This is a genomic window from Tunturiibacter lichenicola, assembly GCF_051013355.1.
GTDB classification, from domain to species: domain Bacteria; phylum Acidobacteriota; class Terriglobia; order Terriglobales; family Acidobacteriaceae; genus Edaphobacter; species Edaphobacter lichenicola_F.
Map to the genome: position 1 here is coordinate 3,313,603 of NZ_CP132944.1, position 17,526 is coordinate 3,331,128.

Below are 17,526 nucleotides of genomic sequence, written 5' to 3' on the forward strand. Positions count from 1 at the left end.
GTTCGTGACCACAATTGCAATTGATAATTCCACTCGCCAATCGTGATGCAAATTGCATTTACTGTGACGCCTCACAACAAAATCAAACCTCGTAGCGGCGCGAAATCATGCAGCCGAGTCCAAACTTGACCGGTGAGGAAATGCGCAGAGGTTTGTAGTGGGGTGCAGCCAGAGACGGCACCAACCCGCCGACTCCGGCCATTTTTAGACGGATGTAGGTTTATCTCACTTAATCGGTCAAGGAATCCCACTTTATGTGTCAATAATCCCAAGTCATGTGTCAACCTACAGCAGCAACCGTTTAGATATCTAGATTTTTCACATCCAGCGCATTCTCTTCGATGAACTTCCTTCGGCTCTCGACGTCCTCACCCATCAGTGTTGTAAAAATCTCTTCACAGGCCGCAATGTCCTCGAGCTTCACCTGAAGCAGCGTGCGCCGCTCCGGATCCATCGTTGTCTCCCAGAGCTGCGGTGCTGTCATCTCGCCTAGCCCCTTGTACCGCTGTACTTGATACTCTTTCTTGCCCTGTTCGATTACATACTCGAACACATCACGTGCGGTCTTCTTCTCCACCGGGTCTTGTGAAGCTTTGCTCGCTCTCTTGCTAGCCTTGACCTCCGCGACCGTCCCAGGGGCTGAGGCAATCTCGGCAACTCCCTCTTCTGAGGCGATCTCCTCGGCCTCTTCTGCGGCCTCAGCTTTGGTCTTTGCCGCATATTCGATGAAGAACGGCGCAACAAGCTGCTCTTTGATCTGCGCATGCTTGGCCAGCATCTGACGACTCTCCGGAGCCGAAGCCAGCGCCCAGTCGATCGTCCTCACTGCACCCTGAGCGTCGGTATAGCTCACCGAGTAGCTCCTGTGCTCTTCATCCATCACGACATCGCCAACATTCTTGAACTGGTAGGTCTTCTGCATCGCCACAAGGCGCTGACGCATCGCCTCGACTTTCGTGGGCGTCTCAAAGTCAACGCGGCGCACCGAGTCCTTACCTTCGTGCGCAAACAGCTCCGCAAACGCCTGCGTCACATCGTCATTTCGCAATCGCTTCTGCACCTTATCGAAGAAGCCAAGATAGTCGTTCAACTGACCCATGTACTTGGTCAGCGCAGCACCTTCAAGCCTCCCGCCGTCCTTGCCGTAACGAATCACCATGCCATCCGAAGCGCGCTTCACCATGACACTTACATACTCGCGATCGTCCTTGATGTACTGTTCGAACTTGCCCTTCTTGATGCGATAGAGCGGCGGCTGAGCAATATACACATGTCCACGCTTGATCAACTCCGTCATATGCCGGAAGAAGAACGTCAGCAGCAGTGTGCGAATATGCGATCCGTCGACGTCAGCGTCGGTCATCAGAATCAACTTTCCATAGCGCAGCTTGCTTGCGTCGAAGTCGTCCTTGCCAATCCCGCAGCCCAGCGCCGTAATCATGGCGCGGATCTCTTCGTGCCCCAGCATCTTGTCGTAGCGAGCCTTTTCGACGTTGAGAATCTTTCCCTTCAACGGCAGAATCGCCTGGAACTTCCGGTCGCGTCCTTGCTTCGCCGTTCCGCCTGCGCTCTCTCCCTCTACGAGATAAAGTTCGCAACGATCTGGCTGCCGCTCCGAGCAGTCCGCAAGCTTACCAGGCAGACCACCGCCATCCAGTGCTCCTTTACGCCGTGTCAGGTCGCGTGCTTTACGTGCAGCCTCTCGCGCGCGAGCAGCGTCAATCGCCTTATTGATGATCTTCTTCGCAACCGAGGGATTTTGCTCCAGAAACGCGCCCAGACGCTCGTTCACAAACGCCTGCACCGTCCCGGCAATATCCGAGTTCAGTTTGCCCTTCGTTTGTCCTTCAAACTGCGGCTGACTCAGCTTCACGCTGATCACAACCACGAGACCTTCGCGAACATCGTCGCCGCTAAGGTTCTCCTTCACATCCTTGAACAAGCCCAGCGACTGCCCCGCCGCATTGATCGTTCTGGTCAATGCTGTCTTGAAACCCGAAAGATGCGTTCCACCGTCAATCGTGTTGATGTTGTTCGCAAACGTAAACACGGTCTCGGAGTAGGCATCGTTGTACTGGAGTGCAATCTCCATGGCCACGTTATCCCGCTCGGCCTCCATGTAGATCGGCTTGTCATGCAGCACAGCTTTGCCCTTGTTCAAGTGTTTGATGAACTCCGCAATTCCGCCAATGTACTTAAACTCCTGATGCTTGTACTCGCCCGTCTTCGAGTCGGTCGTGCGCTGGTCCGTCAGATGAATCTCCAGCCCCTTATTTAAAAAGGCAAGCTCACGCAGTCGTTGCGCTAGCGTGTCGTAGTTGAACTCCGTCACTGTAAAGATCGACTTGTCCGGCAGGAAGTGAACCTTCGTACCCTTGCGCGTGGAAGAGCCCATCTTCCTCAACTTGCTGATCGGCGCTCCCTTGGAGTAGTCCTGCTCCCAGGCATGACCGTCGCGCCAGATTTCGACATCAAACTCTTCACTCAGCGCATTGACGCAGCTCACACCGACGCCATGTAGACCACCCGAGACCTTGTAGTTCGAGGCGTCGAACTTACCGCCCGCATGCAGCATGGTCAGCACAACCTGCACCGCTGGCATCTTCTCACCGTTGATCACCTTGTCGTCAACCGGAATACCGCGACCGTCGTCGACCACAGTGATGGAGTTGTCGACATGGATGGTGACATCGATCTTGGTCGCATGGCCACCCAGCGCTTCGTCGACAGAGTTGTCTACGACCTCGTAGACGAGGTGGTGCAGGCCCTGCTCACCGGTTGAGCCGATATACATCGCCGGCCTCAGTCGTACCGCCGCCAGGCCTTCCAGAACAGTAATGTTCTCGGCCGAGTAGCCGCCACCCTCTTTTCCCTTGGTGGAGACATCCTTAATTGCGCCAGCTTCAAGCTCTAAAAGAGCACCTTCGGTGGGGATTGCAGTAGATGCCATGTATCTCCGTTCAGCGGTTGCTGAAGTTGCAGGATTTTCAGCCCGTCCCGTGTTCGCGCAATCCGCGAAAACCCGCGCCATTACAGCGCTTTACACAGGTTCCAGCCTGACTCTCAGTGCCTTAAGTATAGCACGTTGTAGGACGTCTGGAGGCTGCCAGGGACCAGGGTAGAGGCTCCCTTTAGAGCAATCGCTGGCCCATCGGTAACCACCGCCGGTGCTCCGAAAGTTGTACTCCACTAACACCTGTGGCTTGTTATGCTTCGGCTCGTAACTCCCCGAGGTGAACCAATGAAATTGAACCGTTTGATAGCTGTATCGATTGTTGGATTCTCACTGCTTACAACCTCCAGCTCAGCCTTCGCCTGTGATCACGATCACGATAACGGTGGCAGTTCGTGGTCCTGGTTTGGCTGGTGTCATCATGACCATGACCACGATTGCGACCACAACAAGGATAAAGGCGGTAACGACTGTCCCGGCCGCGGCGGTAGTGGTGGCGGCACAACCACTCCACCCTCAACAGGTCCTAAGGGATAACAGCGGATTTGATCGAAAAGCTATGCTCGTGAGAGCCCAACGATGACCCTTTGCGGAGGGTCATTTTATTTGCTCTAAAGTAAAGCCATGGTCCATGGCGGCTCATGGGGACATATCTTCCAAACAAAGATTTTAGCCTCTCGCCGTTTGGAGACCACATAGAAAATCGTGATAATCACGGCAATGATCTTCGTTCTGGCAATATCTACTAACAGCGATGAACTGGTTCTTTTCGTCAATGGCGCCTACCGCGGCAAAACTGCCAAGCTTGTTCGTCATGCTTGCCAATAACCATCACAAAGATGGTCATGTGGCAGTCTGGCTGCCGATGTTGCCTGGTGTGCAAGCCAGCTTGATCGCGGCTTTCCCCCGGTACTTATTTTCGGCCGCCGTCTGTAGGGAACTGGCCGCGCACATCCTTGAGGCTTGGAAGACGGTTGCATCGAGGCTTGGTGAAGTGAGTTCCTTGCGCAGGCGCGCTTCGGCGAAGATCTTCGGTTGCGTGTGGTGCCAGATGAGCGAAGGTTTAGAGGTTGAGTTTTTTGAAGATCCGCTCTGGGATGTTGCGGATGATGAACATGATGGGCTGCCACTGGAATGGCACGTAGAGGATGTCTTTGCGCTTGTCGATGGCGCTGACGATGGATTCGGCGACCGATTCGGGGTCGGCAAACTTTTCGCTCTTTGGCATGTTCGCCGTCATGGCGGTCTTGGTGGGGCCGGGCTTGATGGTGAGGACGGTGACGCCTTCGCGGTCGACGCGGTTGCGCAGACCTCCGAGGAAGGCAGAGAGGCCGGCCTTCGAGGAACCGTAGAGGTAGTTGGACTTGCGGCCGCGGTCCCCAGCTACCGATGAGATGACAGCAAGTGTTCCTGAGTGGCGCTGGACGCAGAAGTTGGCCAGCCAGGTGAGGAGCGAGACCGGAGCCATGTAGTTGGTGTGAATAATCTGAGCGGCGGTGTTGAAGTCACGCTCGGCTTCGGTCTGGTCGCCGAGGATGCCATGGGCGAGGTAGGCGATGTCCATGCCGGTGAGGGAGTTGATGGCATGGGCGAGGAGCTCGGGATGCTTGTCGGTGTCGTCGAGGTCGGCGACGGCAGTGTCGATGAAGCTGGCGCCGCGAGTTTTGAGATCGGCTGCTACGGCTGCCAATTTTTCCGCGTTGCGAGCGATGAGGAAGAGGCTAGCGCCTTGCGAGGCCCAGATGCGGCAAGTGGCTTCGGCGATGCCGGAGGTGGCTCCTAGGACGAGGATCTTGCGCGGAGTCGCTGTGGTCGGTTGTGCAGTCGTGCTCATATTCCTGTTTTGTCCGGTCTTATGAATTTTCAGTGACGCGCTCCCAGAAGCTGGAGGTGAGCATCGGGTCACGGTATTGGGCGAAGTGCTGCCATTGTGGATAGAAGGCCTGGAACTGAGAAGCCGTCATGGCAGCGTCTTTCGCGGGGTAGAGGCGGCCACCGAACTCAAGAGTCATGTCGGCGAGACGCTGAAAGAGTGGGAAGCTCTTGTCGGGCTTGATTGGGAAGTCGAGGGCGAGGGTGATGCCGGGCTTGGGGAAGCTCATCATGCCGGGAGAGGGTACGTCGCCGAAGGCTTTGAGGACGGCGAGGAAGCTGGCAAGGCCGGACTTCGCGACCGCTTGCAGGATGGCGATGGTCCCCTCTTTGGCGTGCTCCCAGGGGAGGACGTACTGGAACTGAAGGAGGCCGCGCTTACCGTACATGCGGTTCCAGTGAAGGACCTTGTCGAGAGGATAGAAGAAGGGCTCGTAGTCCTGAAGGGCGACGACGCGCTTGTGGATCTGCTTATGGAAAAAGGCGGTGTTGAAGAGGCTGACGGAGAGAGAGTTGAGGGCAAAGCCGGGGGCTTCGAAGGGGAAGAAGAGCTTTGGCTTTGCGGATCTGGTGAGATCATCTTTTCTAGCTGAGTGATCGCCCTGCATGAAGACGCCCCGGGCGAAGTTTCGGCCGGTGGAGGTGACGTCGACCCAGCTGACGGTGTACTCGATGTCCTTCGCCTGGTTGGTGAGGTCGAGGAACTCGTCGATGCCGTGGAATTGAATACCTTCGTAGTCGATCTTGCGGGAGACGATGGGCTTGAGGCGGAGCGTAGCCCAGCTGACGAGGCCTGTCAGGCCAAGGCCGCCGATTGTAGCCGCGAAAAATTCCGGATTTTCCGTCGGAGTACAGAGCATGCGGGAGCCGTCGGAACGGACGAGCTCGAATTGCGTAACATGACGGCCGAAGGTTCCAGCGACGTGGTGGTTTTTGCCGTGGATGTCGTTGGCAATTGCTCCGCCGAGGGTTACATATTTTGTTCCGGGCGTGACGGGGAGAAAAAACCCGCGGGGGACTGCGAAGTCGAGGATCTGCGCGAGGGTTACACCGGCTTCGGCGGTGAGGAGGCCGGTCTCGGGATCGAATGCGATGAGGCGGTTCATCGCGGTGGTTACGAGAAGGTTGCCGTCCTTGAGGAGGCATACATCGCCATAGCTGCGGCCCATTCCGACGGGAAGCGCACCGTTGTGCAGGCCTGCGGTAACTGCAGGAAAGTCGCTCTGCCAATGCAATGGCAGAAGCTTCGCGCCGTAGGTTGGGTAGCGGCCCCAGGATTCGAAGGGAGCTTGGACCTGTGTAGCTTCCTCTGTTGCGATAGGGTCGGGCATAGAGACAGGATACTTGGTTCGTCGTGATTTACGACGGGTTCAGGTTAAAAAGGAAGAGGCACAGCGTGGGCCGTGCCTCTTTCTGGTATGCAACTCTGCTTTAGGCAGCAGCGGGGGCGCGCTTTGCGGCGTGCTTGTCTGCTGCAATCTTCAGCGCGGACTTGGCCTGGACGGTCAGCGCGGCGAAGCCTGCGGCGTCGTTCGCGGCGATGTCGGCGAGGACCTTGCGATCCAACTGATTGCCGGCAAGCTTGAGGCCGTTGATGAAGGTGGAGTAGCTCATACCGTTGTTGCGGCAGGCCGCGTTGATACGGACGATCCAGAGAGCGCGAAATTGACGCTTCTTCTGTTTACGGCCGGTATAGGCGAACTTGAGCCCGCGCTCGACAGCTTCCTGAGCGGCCTGGTAGAGCTTGGACTTGGTGAGGAAGTAACCACTCGCGCGCTTGAGGATCTTTTTGCGGCGATCGTTGCGTTTTGTACTCCGTTTTACACGGGGCATCTTGCTTCTCCTTTTGCGTACATCGTTTAAGCGGCTGGAGGTAAGGGTCGCATTCTCGTCTCAATCAGCTCATGTTCTGAAAGCGACTCGTGCGAACGACGATTTGGCCTCTTCACTCGCTATGCAACTTCAAGTCTCGGTGGAGCCGCTACCGCGGTTCCAGGGGCCGGAACGCTTTTACTGGCCCTTTGTTTTTCAGACGGCTCGACTTGAACAACTGATGATTTCCTGCCTGATAATCAGGCGTAAGGAAGCATCCGGGCAACCTTATGCTGATCCGCCTCAGAGATGAGCGCCGACCCGCCGAGCTTGCGCTTGGTCTTGGTGGCCTTCGAGGTGAGGATGTGGCGCATCTTGGACTGGCCGCGCTTGAACTTGCCGGTGCCGGTCTTATGAAAGCGCTTGGCTGCGCCGCTGTGTGTCTTCAACTTTGGCATGGTGTTCCTGACGAAAACTGTGTTCTGGACAACTTACTGAGTATATACGAGTTTGGTTCTCTGAGTTGTCTTGATTTGTCGGCAAATACAGACGGCTCGTACCGCTTCTCTTTAGGTGACTATAAACAGGGCACTTAGCGGGTTGGCTGCCGCAGGCGAGGGCTCTACTCCGAGGATTTCTCAAGCTCCACAAAGTAGAGGTCGTCACCGAGAGGCGCACCGATGCGTTCATTTCCATATGGAAATGATTCAGTTTGACCGGTGCGTTGATACCCGCGGCGCTCATTACCACTCGAGGAGGGCTTGACGCACCCAGAGGACTGAAATCTTGACTGCTTAGGACAATAGGGTGCGGCCACCCTCTTATGCACAAACCGCGTTGGCTCGCCGTGCGACAGCTTCTCCTCGCACCCCGGCATGCCCATACAGATTAGCCGCACGCGTATGATCTTCGACTGCTGTAACTTTTGCCTTAACGACCATCTTTGCTTGCCTTAAGGCTTCTCCTGTTGCTGTTGTGCCATCTGCTGCTGCCGCGTCGGCGGCGGTGGCTGTTCGGGTAACTGCGTCGCCTTCTCCACCAGGATTGACCAGTCCTCAGGTACTGGCAACTCCTGATCAAGCGAAGGTGCACCTAAACTCGGAGTCACTCGCACCGCCACGGTTAGCTGACTGTTCGCCCGGCCACGAAAGATTCCATGCGTCGGCGGAACATCGGCGTAGTCCCTGCCAATCGCCGCACGAATGTGACGATCCCCCACCACCAGCCAGTTCGTCGGATCGAAGCCCACCCAGCCAAGTTGCGGAAGGAGCACTTCGACCCATGCATGCGTCGCCGAACTAATCGACCGGTCCATATCGCTCTCGCCATGAAACAGATATCCGCTTACATACCGGCAGGGAATTCGCAACTTCGACCGCACCAGAGTAGTCATGACATGCGCAAAGTCTTGGCAAACTCCGGCCCTGGTGCTCAATGGAAGATCGATTAGCGAATCGACATGAGTCGACTTCGGCTTGTAGTCGAAGTACTCATAGATCTGTTGATTCAACTGGTGCAGAACCATCAACGGATCGTCTCTGCGTCGCACGTTCAGCTCTGCGGCAAGAGCATCCAGCGCCGCGGTCGGCGTAGTAAACTCGCTCGGCAGCAGCATCTCCCAATAGTCGCCTTGCTCGACCATAGCATCGAGGTCGTTCCAGGCGTCGGGCGCAAGAAATGCCGGAATCGGAGCCGCCGGCTGTACTTCCACCAGAGATTCAGCAACGATCACCAACTGCCCATGCATTCCCGGAATATCAAAGTGGTGGACATGGTTCGCCAGATGATCGCGATAGCTGAATACCCGGCATCGTGGGCTGACAGAAAGATGAAACGTCAGGCAGCGCTGATTCTGGTCGCTCCGCGGATGCATCCGCGTCTCCATCATGCTTTCGCTGACCTCGCTGCCGTACAGGAACTTCGTCAGATGGCGAATTGAAAAATACATAGCCTGTCCTTTCAGTTCCATAGGGGCGGTCTTCTAGTCATCGACAACTACTCGTGAGTGTTGCCGGCATCTCCGGTACTTGCCTCATTGCGACCATCATCCTGCCAGAGCTGTCTGAATCGAATAATCCACGTACAACTCATAGATCGTCTCGTGAATGGCACGGCACTGCTCCTGAATACCACCGAGATAACCCAACACATCCTGATTCAAAATCTCATCGGCGCTGCTGTAGTTCAGTGAGGCGTGCAACCGTCCACTCAGTCGCCGCAACGTCTCGGCGCGGCTCCTGCCGCTATCTCCCTGGATCTTCTCCAGAGCACACTGCACACTATCGATCGAGAATCGCACCGAGTGCGGAAACTCCTCATCCAGCAACAGAAACTCAAAGATCTGATCCGGCGTCAGGTCCGCGGTATACACCTTGCAATACGCCTCGAACGCCGTCGCAGAGCGCAGCAATCCCATCCAGTCCAAATACTCATTCCCTTCAGCGATTCTCCCTGGCTGTCCCCACAGGTCGACGTGGTAAGCCTGCAGCAGAAGCGCAGTCGCCGAAGCTCGCTCGAGGTATCGCCCCACCTGGATGAACTGCCATCCTTCGCCATGATTCATTGTCGAGTCCGTGACACCTTGAAACTGATGCACCGCCTCCATCACCGATTGCAGAAACTCACTCGGCTGCGCCATCCCACTCGCCAGCGCCTCGGACTGTTTCTGTTGTTGCATCTCTGGCCGCGTCACCTGCAGGTATAGGCTGTTCAACCGATGCCACTGCTCCGTCGAAATCTGCTCACGCACATGTCGCGAGTTCTCTCGCGCTGAGATGATGCACGACAGAATCGAAGCCTTGTTCTCCGTATCGAATATCAGTGCCTGAGTCAGTGCATACGGCTCGCCTGTCCACTCGATATCCTTCGGCTTACCCAGAGCCTGCAGCGCCCGCTGCCATCGCCGCTCCGCGCTGATCGGGCTCTCATCCAGCATCAGGTTCAAATTCACATCGAGCAGCCGCGTTGTATGCTCCGCGCGCTCAAGATACCGGCTCATCCAGTACAAACTATCCGCAACGCGAGACAGCATCGGCATCTCCCTTCACTGGCTTAGCACCCACGTATCTTTGCTTCCGCCACCTTGCGACGAGTTCACCACCAACGAACCCTGATTCAGCGCCACTCGCGTCAACCCACCCGGCACAATCGTCACCTTGTCGCCATACAAAACATAAGGCCGCAGATCCACATGCCGCGGCTGCAACTCATCACCAATCAAACAAGGCGCGCGCGAAAAAGAAATCGTCGGCTGTGCAATATAGTTCCTTGGATCGGCCTGAATCTTCTGTGCAAACTCCTCCTGCTGCGCTTTGCTCGACTGCGGTCCGATCAACATCCCATAGCCGCCACTCTCACCCACTGCCTTCACAACCAGCTTGTCCAAATTCGCGAGCACATGCTGCCGCTCCTTCGGTCTTGTCATCAGATACGTCTCAACATTCTTCAGCACTGGCTCTTCGCTCAGGTAGTACTTGATGATCTCCGGAACATACGCATACAGCGCCTTATCATCTGCGACGCCCGTCCCAAACGCATTCGCCAGTGTCACATTTCCTGCGCGATACGCATTGAACAGCCCTGCAACCCCAAGTATCGAGTCCCTGCGAAACGCCAGCGGATCGATGAAGTCATCATCCACCCGTCGATAGATCACATCCACCCGTCTCAGCCCGATCGTCGTCCGCATATAGACAACGTTGTCATGTGTCACCAGGTCGCGGCCTTCAACCAGCTCGATCCCCATCTGTCGTGCAAGATAAGCATGCTCGTAGTAGGCCGAGTTAAACACCCCCGGCGACAGCAACACGATGTTGGGCTCTGGCCGGCCCTCCGGCGCCAGCGACCGCAGCGTCCCCAGCAGCAGCTGCGTGTACTGCTCAATCGGCCTCACGTTGTAACTACGAAACAGCTGGGGAAAGATCCGCTTCATTACCCTGCGATTGGTCAGCATATAGCTAACGCCACTCGGCACCCGCAGATTATCTTCGAGCACGACAAACTCGCCGTTCTCAAGCCGTATCAAATCCGTCCCACAGACGGCGATATAGACATTCCGCGGCACCTGCAACCCCGCCATCTGCCGTCTGTAGTGCTTGCAGCTATACACCACCTCACGCGGCACGATCCCGTCGTCCAGAATCCGTCCCTCGTTATAGATGTCCTTTAAAAACAGATTCAGCGCCGTAATCCGCTGCGTCAGCCCATGCTCCACGGTCGCCCACTCAGCGGCCGTAATGATCCGCGGAATCAGGTCATACGGAAAGATCTTCTCCGTCCCCTCTTCGCGCCCATACACCGTAAACGTAATGCCCTGATTCAAAAAGCTGAGATCCGCTGCCTGTTTCCGTCGCTGCAACTCCTCCGACGGCAGCGACGCAAAGTGGTCCAGCAACAGCTCACAGTGTTGATGCAGGTCGCCAGGCCCTCTGAACATCTCGTCATAGGCGTGATCCAGCAGATAGTTTTTCAGGGCCGCATGCTCGAACTGGGGTGACTGAGTTGGAAGCATTGGGAGCCTTGAGTATAGCGGCACATCCCGAACCATCCAAACTCAATCTCGCCGCTCCTTCGACACCAAAAGGAGAAGGCCGCCACAAAAGGCAGCCTTCTCCTATGCAATTTTCATGAAACTTACAGCCGTTTGCCGCCAGCCAACATCAGCGTCTGGCCCGTAACCCAGCCAGCATCGTCGGAGGCAAAGAACACAGCCGCCGTAGCGATATCCTCTGGCTGCGCAATGCGTCCCAGCGGAGTCGTCGCCTCTGTCTGCTTGCGGAAGTCGCTATCTGCAAAGCCAACGGCATGCAGACCCTCCGTCTCAACCATGCCGGGATTCAGCGAGTTCACGCGAATCTTCTTCGGTCCAAGCTCCTGCGATAGCGAAACCGCCAACGAATCAACAGCAGCCTTCGTCGCGCTATAAACCGACCCGGTCGGAGCCGGCATCTGCCCCACAATCGAGCTGATGTTGATGATCGACCCGCCCTCCGGCCCAATCAACTTCACTGCTTCCTGTGTCGTCAACAGCAACCCAAGCACATTCAAATTGAACTGTTTATGGAAGTGCTCCGGCGTAATCTCTCCCAGAGGCTTGAAGTCGTAGATACCCGCATTGTTGACCAGTACATCGAGCTTTCCGTAGGCCTTTTTAGTCTCTGCAAACAGGCGGGTAATATCTTCCGGCTTGGAGACATCGCCTTGCACGGCGATCGCCTTACCGCCCCTATCGGTGATCTTTTTGACCACAGCATCTGCCCCAGACTTGCTGGTGCTGTAATTGACCACAACCGACGCTCCTTCGGCGCCAAAATGCTCGGCGATCGACGCTCCAATACCCTTCGACGCCCCTGTTACCACTGCAACTTTTCCTGTGAGCTTGCTCATGTCTGACATTCTCCTTGGTTTCAGTCAATGGTTCGATAATTCGATAACCATCTAATTGATGAGACCATCTGGAGGAAAGGTGCAAACGTTCTTCAAACCTTTACAAAATGAAATCGATCAACCTTTCACCAAGGTTTCTTATGTCGATGACACATAAGGCGCGAGCACCCGTTCACCCACCGAAGCGACGCATTCACCGTATCTTCTCCGAAAGCGCGCATTTAGGAGGCCAATCGACGGCCAAGTAGGCTAAACTAGTGAGGACGCGCACTTTCCCAAAATCATCACCTCTAAGCGCCCAGACAGGACATAAACGCAGTGAGCAACTCAACCGCAGTAGCCGTAAAGCCCATCTTTAATATCGCCATCATCGCCCACGTCGACCATGGCAAGACCACCCTCGTCGACGCCATGCTACGCCAGTCCGGCACCTTCCGCTCCAACGAAGCCGTCGCCGACCGCGTCATGGACTCCAACGATCTTGAAAAAGAGCGCGGCATCACCATTCTCGCCAAGAACACCGCCCTCTACTACCACGACAACAAGATCAACATTGTTGACACCCCGGGCCACGCTGACTTCGGCGGCGAAGTTGAACGCGCCCTCAAGATGGTCGACGGTGTCGTCCTGCTGGTCGATGCTTCTGAAGGGCCACTGCCTCAGACCCGCTACGTTCTCTCCAAGGCTCTCGAAGCTGGCCTCACCCCGATGGTCGTCATCAACAAGATCGACCGTCCCGACGCCCGTCCCCAGGAGGTCCTCAATGAGGTCTACGACCTCTTCATCGACCTCGATGCTGACGAGTCCGTGCTCGACTTCCCCGTTCTCTACACCAACGGCAAGCTGGGCACAGCCACCAAGGACCTTACCGTCACCGGCACCGACCTCCAGCCTCTGTTCGAGCAGATCATCCAGACCATCCCCGTCGCCAAAGGCGAACCCGAGGGCGCCGTCCAGATTCTGGTCACCAACCTCGACTATTCTGACTACCTCGGTCGTCTGGCCATCGGCCGCGTCTTCAACGGCACTATGCGCACTGGTCAGGAGTACAACGTCGCCAAGATCGACGGTACCTTCACCAAGCACAAGATCACCAAGCTCTTCAGCTTCTCAGGCCTCAAGCGCACCGACATCGAAGAGACCCAGATCGGTGACATCGTCGCCATCGCAGGCATCCCCGGCATCACCATCGGCGAGAGCTTCTGCGATGTCGAAGACCCCAAGCCGTTGCCGCCCATCATCATCGACGATCCCACCATCGCCATCCAGTTCAACGTCAACAACTCTCCCTTCGCCGGCCGCGAAGGAAAGTTCGTCACCTCGCGCAACCTACGCGACCGTCTCGACAAAGAGCTTCTCACCAACGTCTCGCTCAAGATGCAGGAGACAGGCTCGCCCGACTCCTTCAAGGTTCTTGGCCGTGGTGAACTTCAGCTTGGTATCCTCATCGAGATGATGCGTCGTGAGGGCTTTGAGATGATGGTCAGCCGTCCAGAGATCGTCACCAAGAAGATCGACGACGCCGTAATGGAGCCGGTCGAACACCTCTCCATCGACGTGCCCGAAAACTTCGTTGGCACGGTCATCGAGCGCCTCGGACCGAGAAAAGGCGAGATGACCAAGATGGTCAACCACGGCTCAGGCCGCGTCCGTATGGAGTTCCGCATCCCGTCGCGTGGTCTCATCGGCCTGCGCTCCGAGATGCTCACTGAAACCCGTGGCACCATCATCATGAACTCGATTCTTGATGGCTACGTTGCCTACCAGGGTGAGATTCCGCAGCGTCTCTCGGGTGCTTTGATCTCCGACCGCCAGGGAACCACCACCGCTTATGCGCTCGAAGGTCTGCAGGATCGTGGCGTTCTGTTTGTTTCAGATGGCGTGGAAGTGTATGAAGGCATGGTGGTTGGCGAGCATTCACGAGATAACGATCTGGACGTCAACTGCGTTCGGGAGAAGAAGCTCTCGAATATGCGTGCTTCAGGCTCGGATGATGCTGTGCGGCTGGTTCCTTACAAGCAGCTGACGCTTGAGCAGTGCATTGAGTTCATCGCGGATGATGAACTGGTTGAGGTTACGCCTAAGTCGTTGCGTCTGCGTAAGAAGGTGCTTCAGGCGAACCGTCGTCCCCGCAAGGGCTCGGGTAACGAGTAGTCGAAGCGCTGTTTTGTCTCTCGACGGCCGGACCCTGATGGGGTTCGGCCGTTACCTTTTGGGGGGGTGGAGGAGGCTGTTTGGGGAAAGACTGGTGCGAAAAATTGGTTTGTGGTGGAGTGGTGTTTTTGCAGGGGTTTTTGGGAAAAATGGGGTGCAGAACGTGGTGTTTTTGTGGTGAGTTTGTGGTGTTATGCGTGGTGAACGTGGACACTTGGAGGACATATTTTCAGGTCTGAAAAATGTGACAGGTTTTCGAGATTTATTTTCAGGCAAGTTCCCGGTGCCGCTGAGGCCAGGGGATGATGCCTGTTCTCGTCTGCAACAATCTGGCTGCTGAAATTAGGCTTGGGTGGCAGATCCGGTACGAAGGGCGTGGCCGGTGCGAAGGGTTCGGTGGCTGCGTAATTTGCGTTTAGGGATAGGCTCACGGACAATGCTGGTATGAAGTCTCGGGCCCTTGCAGGTTCTTTGTATATTGTTTTAACCATTGGACTTATATCGGTTTTCTCCTCTCACCCGCTATGGGCTCAGCGCACGATTCATGTGCCGGGAGATGCGTCCACGATTCAGGCCGGCATCAATACGGCGAATGCTGGCGATACGGTCAGCATCGGCCCCGGAACATATTTTGGCCCGATCAACTTCAATGGCAAGGCGATTATTCAATGGCAAGGCGATTACGGTGAGCGGAAGTGGTGCCGGGGTGATCCTTGATGGGCAGTTGGCAAATGGCCCCGTGGTGACGTTCAACACTGGAGAGACCCGCAGTTCGATTCTGCAAAACGTTACTGTCCAGAACGGTGTCTCTGCTCCTATTCCTACGGCTGGAGGCATCTACATCTTTCAGGCCTCTCCGACAATTCTCAATTCAACTATCCAGAACAATCAAGGGTGCGGAGTTGGAGTCATTAGCGGAGCACCGCTGATTCAGGGAAACACGATTGTGAATAACCATTCCGACCTCGTTGGCACAAGCCTCCCTCTGTGCACACCAGAAAGCAGTGATGACTCAGGTGGAGGAGGAGGAATAGTGCTCTATGGCGCGCCGGGTGGCGCACTCTATGCCCAGATTCTGGGTAATATTATCGAAAGCAACACAGATGAACATGGTGGTGGCATATCCGCAGTGGATGCTGGCAGACCATTCATCGAAGACAACACCATTACACAAAATAGTGGCAAGGCTGAGGGGAGTGGAATAACCATTCGGGGAAACACCTCACCGGTTATCGTCCAGAATCTTGTGTATGACAATACTGTAGACAGTAATAACGTGGAATACCCAAACCAGTCTGGGGCAGGTCTGAATCTGCTTCTTACAAGCGGAAGCTTCCATGCGTTCCCTATATATGTCGTCAATAATACGTTTGTCGATAACACTCTTATTGGACCGGGGCCGCAGCAAGGTACTCAGTTGGACGTTCAAGGGTCGTACGACAACGTTTATTTTTTCAACAACCTGATCGTTGGCGCAGACGGGCTCACACCTGTCTCCTGCGAATCATTAGTCACAGTTGGAACTCCTCCCACCGTACTTCCAACATTCCGCAACAATGATGTGTTGAACCTGCGTCTGGGACCTGGATTGTACGGGGGGTCCTGCACGGACCAGACGGGGCAGAACGGGAACATATCGGCTGATCCGCTTTTTGCATCGGGTGCTGGTGGCACGCACCCGTTTGAGTTAATGCTGGCTTCGCCAGCCGTTGACGCGGGCGACAATCTGGCACCTGAGCTTCCTGCGCTGGCCTTCCTCGGTCATCCACGGATTGAGAATGCGAAGGGGTTGAGCAGCGCAGTTATTGACATGGGGGTGTATGAGTATCCGGGCGTCCCTGCTCCGGTTCCGCCTCCACCTGACTTTGCCCTAACTGTGAACCCATCTTCGATTGCGGTTCAACAAGGGATGAGCGGAATATTTACGGTGACTGTGACTCCGACAGCGGCGAACCTGGGCACCGTGCTGCTGACTTGTAGCGGTCTGCCAGCGAGTACATCGTGTAGCTTCACCTCTCCGGCGTTGAGCATTGCCGATACCAGTCCGCAATCTTCCACCGTGACGATCAGTTCTGAGAAGGCTCAAGCCGGTCTGTCGCGAACCTCGTCGACCAGCGGTCTTTCGATCGTGTTCGTTGGACTGTTTCTTTTTCCGTCTCTGCTTTTGTGTCGACGAGGGTCTTTGAAGCGGAGGGTGCCCTGGGGGGTGATGCTTCGTCTTGGGGCGATCTGGGTTATCTCTTCCTGTGCGGCGTTGTCGGGCTGCGGACCGGACCGATTCAGCATCGTCGTCCCGCCAGAGACGTACCAGTTGGCGGTGCAGGGGGCCGCTGTGGACTCGAGTTCGTTCGCACCAGGCGACTGTGACTCTGGTCGTCAGTCAATGAGAGGGTGACTCAGGTTTCGTCCAAGATCGTTCTTCGCGATATGGCGTTTTGATGGTGGGATTTTCTTTATGGTGCGAGACTGCAAACGCAGATTCCCTTCGGGAATGACAAACAAAAGAGTGGCAGATTGGAATGAAGATGGGGCCGCATGAGTAGCGGCCCCATTTCGTGATTTGGAGCGGAGTTACTTTTTGGCGGTAGCGAAGCGCTTGTTGACCTCGTCCCAGTTGACTGTGTTCCACCAGGCAGCGAGGTAGTCTGGGCGCTTGTTCTGATATTTGAGGTAGTAGGCGTGCTCCCAGACGTCGTTGCCGAGGATGGGGTAGTGACCCTGTGAGAGGGGGTTGTCCTGGTTCGCGGTGGTGACGACCTTGAGCTTGCCGCCCTCGAAGATGAGCCAGCCCCAGCCGGAGCCGAACTGCTTCGCGGTGGTCTCGTTGAAGAGCTTTTTGAAGTCTTCGAAGGAGCCGAAGTCTGCCTTGATCTGCTGGGCGATCTCGCCGGTGGGTTCTCCGCCGCCCTTAGGCTTCATGATCTGCCAGAACATGGTGTGGTTGACGTGGCCGCCACCGTTGTTCTGTACTACCTTGCGGACATCCTCGGGGATGCTGGCGAGGTCTTTGACCAGTTCTTCAGGAGTTTTTTTGCCAATCTCGGGGTGTTTTTCTGCCGCGCCGTTCAGATTGGTGACATAGGTCTGGTGGTGCTTGTCGTGGTGAAGCTTCATGGTCGCTTCGTCGATGAAAGGCTCAAGCGCCGCGTAATCGTAGGGCAAAGGAGGTAGTTCGTAGGCCACAGTAGTTCTCCTGTCGTCGTTCGTTGGTGTCAGTCAGGAGGATCCTGACCGCCTGAGTGTGTTCGATGCCGTCCGGAGGGTGCGCGATGCACTTGAGGGGACGGCACAACCATCAAAATCATAGACTATTCGGGATGACGACGCGTGCTGACGATAAATGCCCGCTG

Annotated in this window: 13 protein-coding genes; 3 read left to right on the top strand and 10 right to left on the bottom strand. The window is 55.9% G+C overall.

All coding sequences use genetic code 11. The features are described from left to right. Positions 1-301: 301 nt before the first annotated feature. From gyrB to RBB82_RS13995, 9 genes are all read right to left on the bottom strand, one after another. Entirely contained in the window at positions 302-2,950 is a 2,649-nt protein-coding gene (gene gyrB, locus RBB82_RS13955) for a DNA topoisomerase (ATP-hydrolyzing) subunit B (RefSeq protein WP_433971221.1), read from the bottom strand. A gap of 1,066 nt (positions 2,951-4,016) precedes the next feature. Continuing rightward, positions 4,017-4,787 carry an SDR family oxidoreductase gene (locus RBB82_RS13960; protein WP_433971222.1) on the bottom strand — a complete coding sequence of 257 codons (771 nt, stop codon included), beginning with the start codon at positions 4,785-4,787 and terminating at the stop codon, positions 4,017-4,019. Positions 4,788-4,806: 19 nt separating this feature from the next. Then, the gene (locus tag RBB82_RS13965) at positions 4,807-6,156 is read right to left on the bottom strand and encodes an FAD-binding oxidoreductase (protein WP_433971223.1); all 1,350 of its coding nucleotides are present in this window, start codon (positions 6,154-6,156) and stop codon (positions 4,807-4,809) included. A 100-nt stretch (positions 6,157-6,256) separates the two neighbouring features. Then, positions 6,257-6,658 (bottom strand): 50S ribosomal protein L20, encoded by a 402-nt coding sequence (gene rplT, locus RBB82_RS13970; protein WP_433971225.1) that lies wholly within the window; start codon positions 6,656-6,658, stop codon positions 6,257-6,259. Positions 6,659-6,897: 239 nt separating this feature from the next. After that, positions 6,898-7,095 carry a 50S ribosomal protein L35 gene (rpmI, locus tag RBB82_RS13975; protein WP_260735028.1) on the bottom strand — a complete coding sequence of 66 codons (198 nt, stop codon included), beginning with the start codon at positions 7,093-7,095 and terminating at the stop codon, positions 6,898-6,900. A 494-nt stretch (positions 7,096-7,589) separates the two neighbouring features. Then, on the bottom strand, positions 7,590-8,585 hold the full coding sequence (locus RBB82_RS13980) for a transglutaminase family protein (RefSeq protein WP_433975384.1): 996 nt from the start codon (positions 8,583-8,585) through the stop codon (positions 7,590-7,592). 96 nt (positions 8,586-8,681) lie between these two features. Beyond that, entirely contained in the window at positions 8,682-9,668 is a 987-nt protein-coding gene (locus RBB82_RS13985) for an alpha-E domain-containing protein (protein ID WP_433971227.1), read from the bottom strand. A gap of 12 nt (positions 9,669-9,680) precedes the next feature. Then, entirely contained in the window at positions 9,681-11,147 is a 1,467-nt protein-coding gene (locus RBB82_RS13990; RefSeq protein WP_433971229.1) for a circularly permuted type 2 ATP-grasp protein, read from the bottom strand. Positions 11,148-11,269: 122 nt separating this feature from the next. Then, the gene (locus RBB82_RS13995; protein ID WP_433971231.1) at positions 11,270-12,022 is read right to left on the bottom strand and encodes an SDR family NAD(P)-dependent oxidoreductase; all 753 of its coding nucleotides are present in this window, start codon (positions 12,020-12,022) and stop codon (positions 11,270-11,272) included. A 318-nt stretch (positions 12,023-12,340) separates the two neighbouring features. Between RBB82_RS13995 and typA the strand changes: the two genes are divergently transcribed. From typA to RBB82_RS14010, 3 genes are all read left to right on the top strand, one after another. After that, positions 12,341-14,176, top strand: coding sequence for a translational GTPase TypA (gene typA, locus RBB82_RS14000; protein WP_433971233.1), 1,836 nt, complete (start codon positions 12,341-12,343; stop codon positions 14,174-14,176). 471 nt (positions 14,177-14,647) lie between these two features. Beyond that, positions 14,648-14,893, top strand: a complete 246-nt coding sequence (locus RBB82_RS14005) for a hypothetical protein (protein ID WP_433971235.1) — start codon at positions 14,648-14,650, stop codon at positions 14,891-14,893. Beyond that, on the top strand, positions 14,826-16,571 hold the full coding sequence (locus RBB82_RS14010; RefSeq protein ID WP_433971236.1) for a right-handed parallel beta-helix repeat-containing protein: 1,746 nt from the start codon (positions 14,826-14,828) through the stop codon (positions 16,569-16,571). The genes RBB82_RS14005 and RBB82_RS14010 overlap by 68 nt, the downstream gene beginning before the upstream one ends. 176 nt (positions 16,572-16,747) lie before the next feature. Here RBB82_RS14010 and RBB82_RS14015 read toward each other — a convergent pair whose 3' ends face one another. Beyond that, the gene (locus RBB82_RS14015; RefSeq protein WP_433971238.1) at positions 16,748-17,359 is read right to left on the bottom strand and encodes a superoxide dismutase; all 612 of its coding nucleotides are present in this window, start codon (positions 17,357-17,359) and stop codon (positions 16,748-16,750) included. Positions 17,360-17,526: the final 167 nt, after the last annotated feature.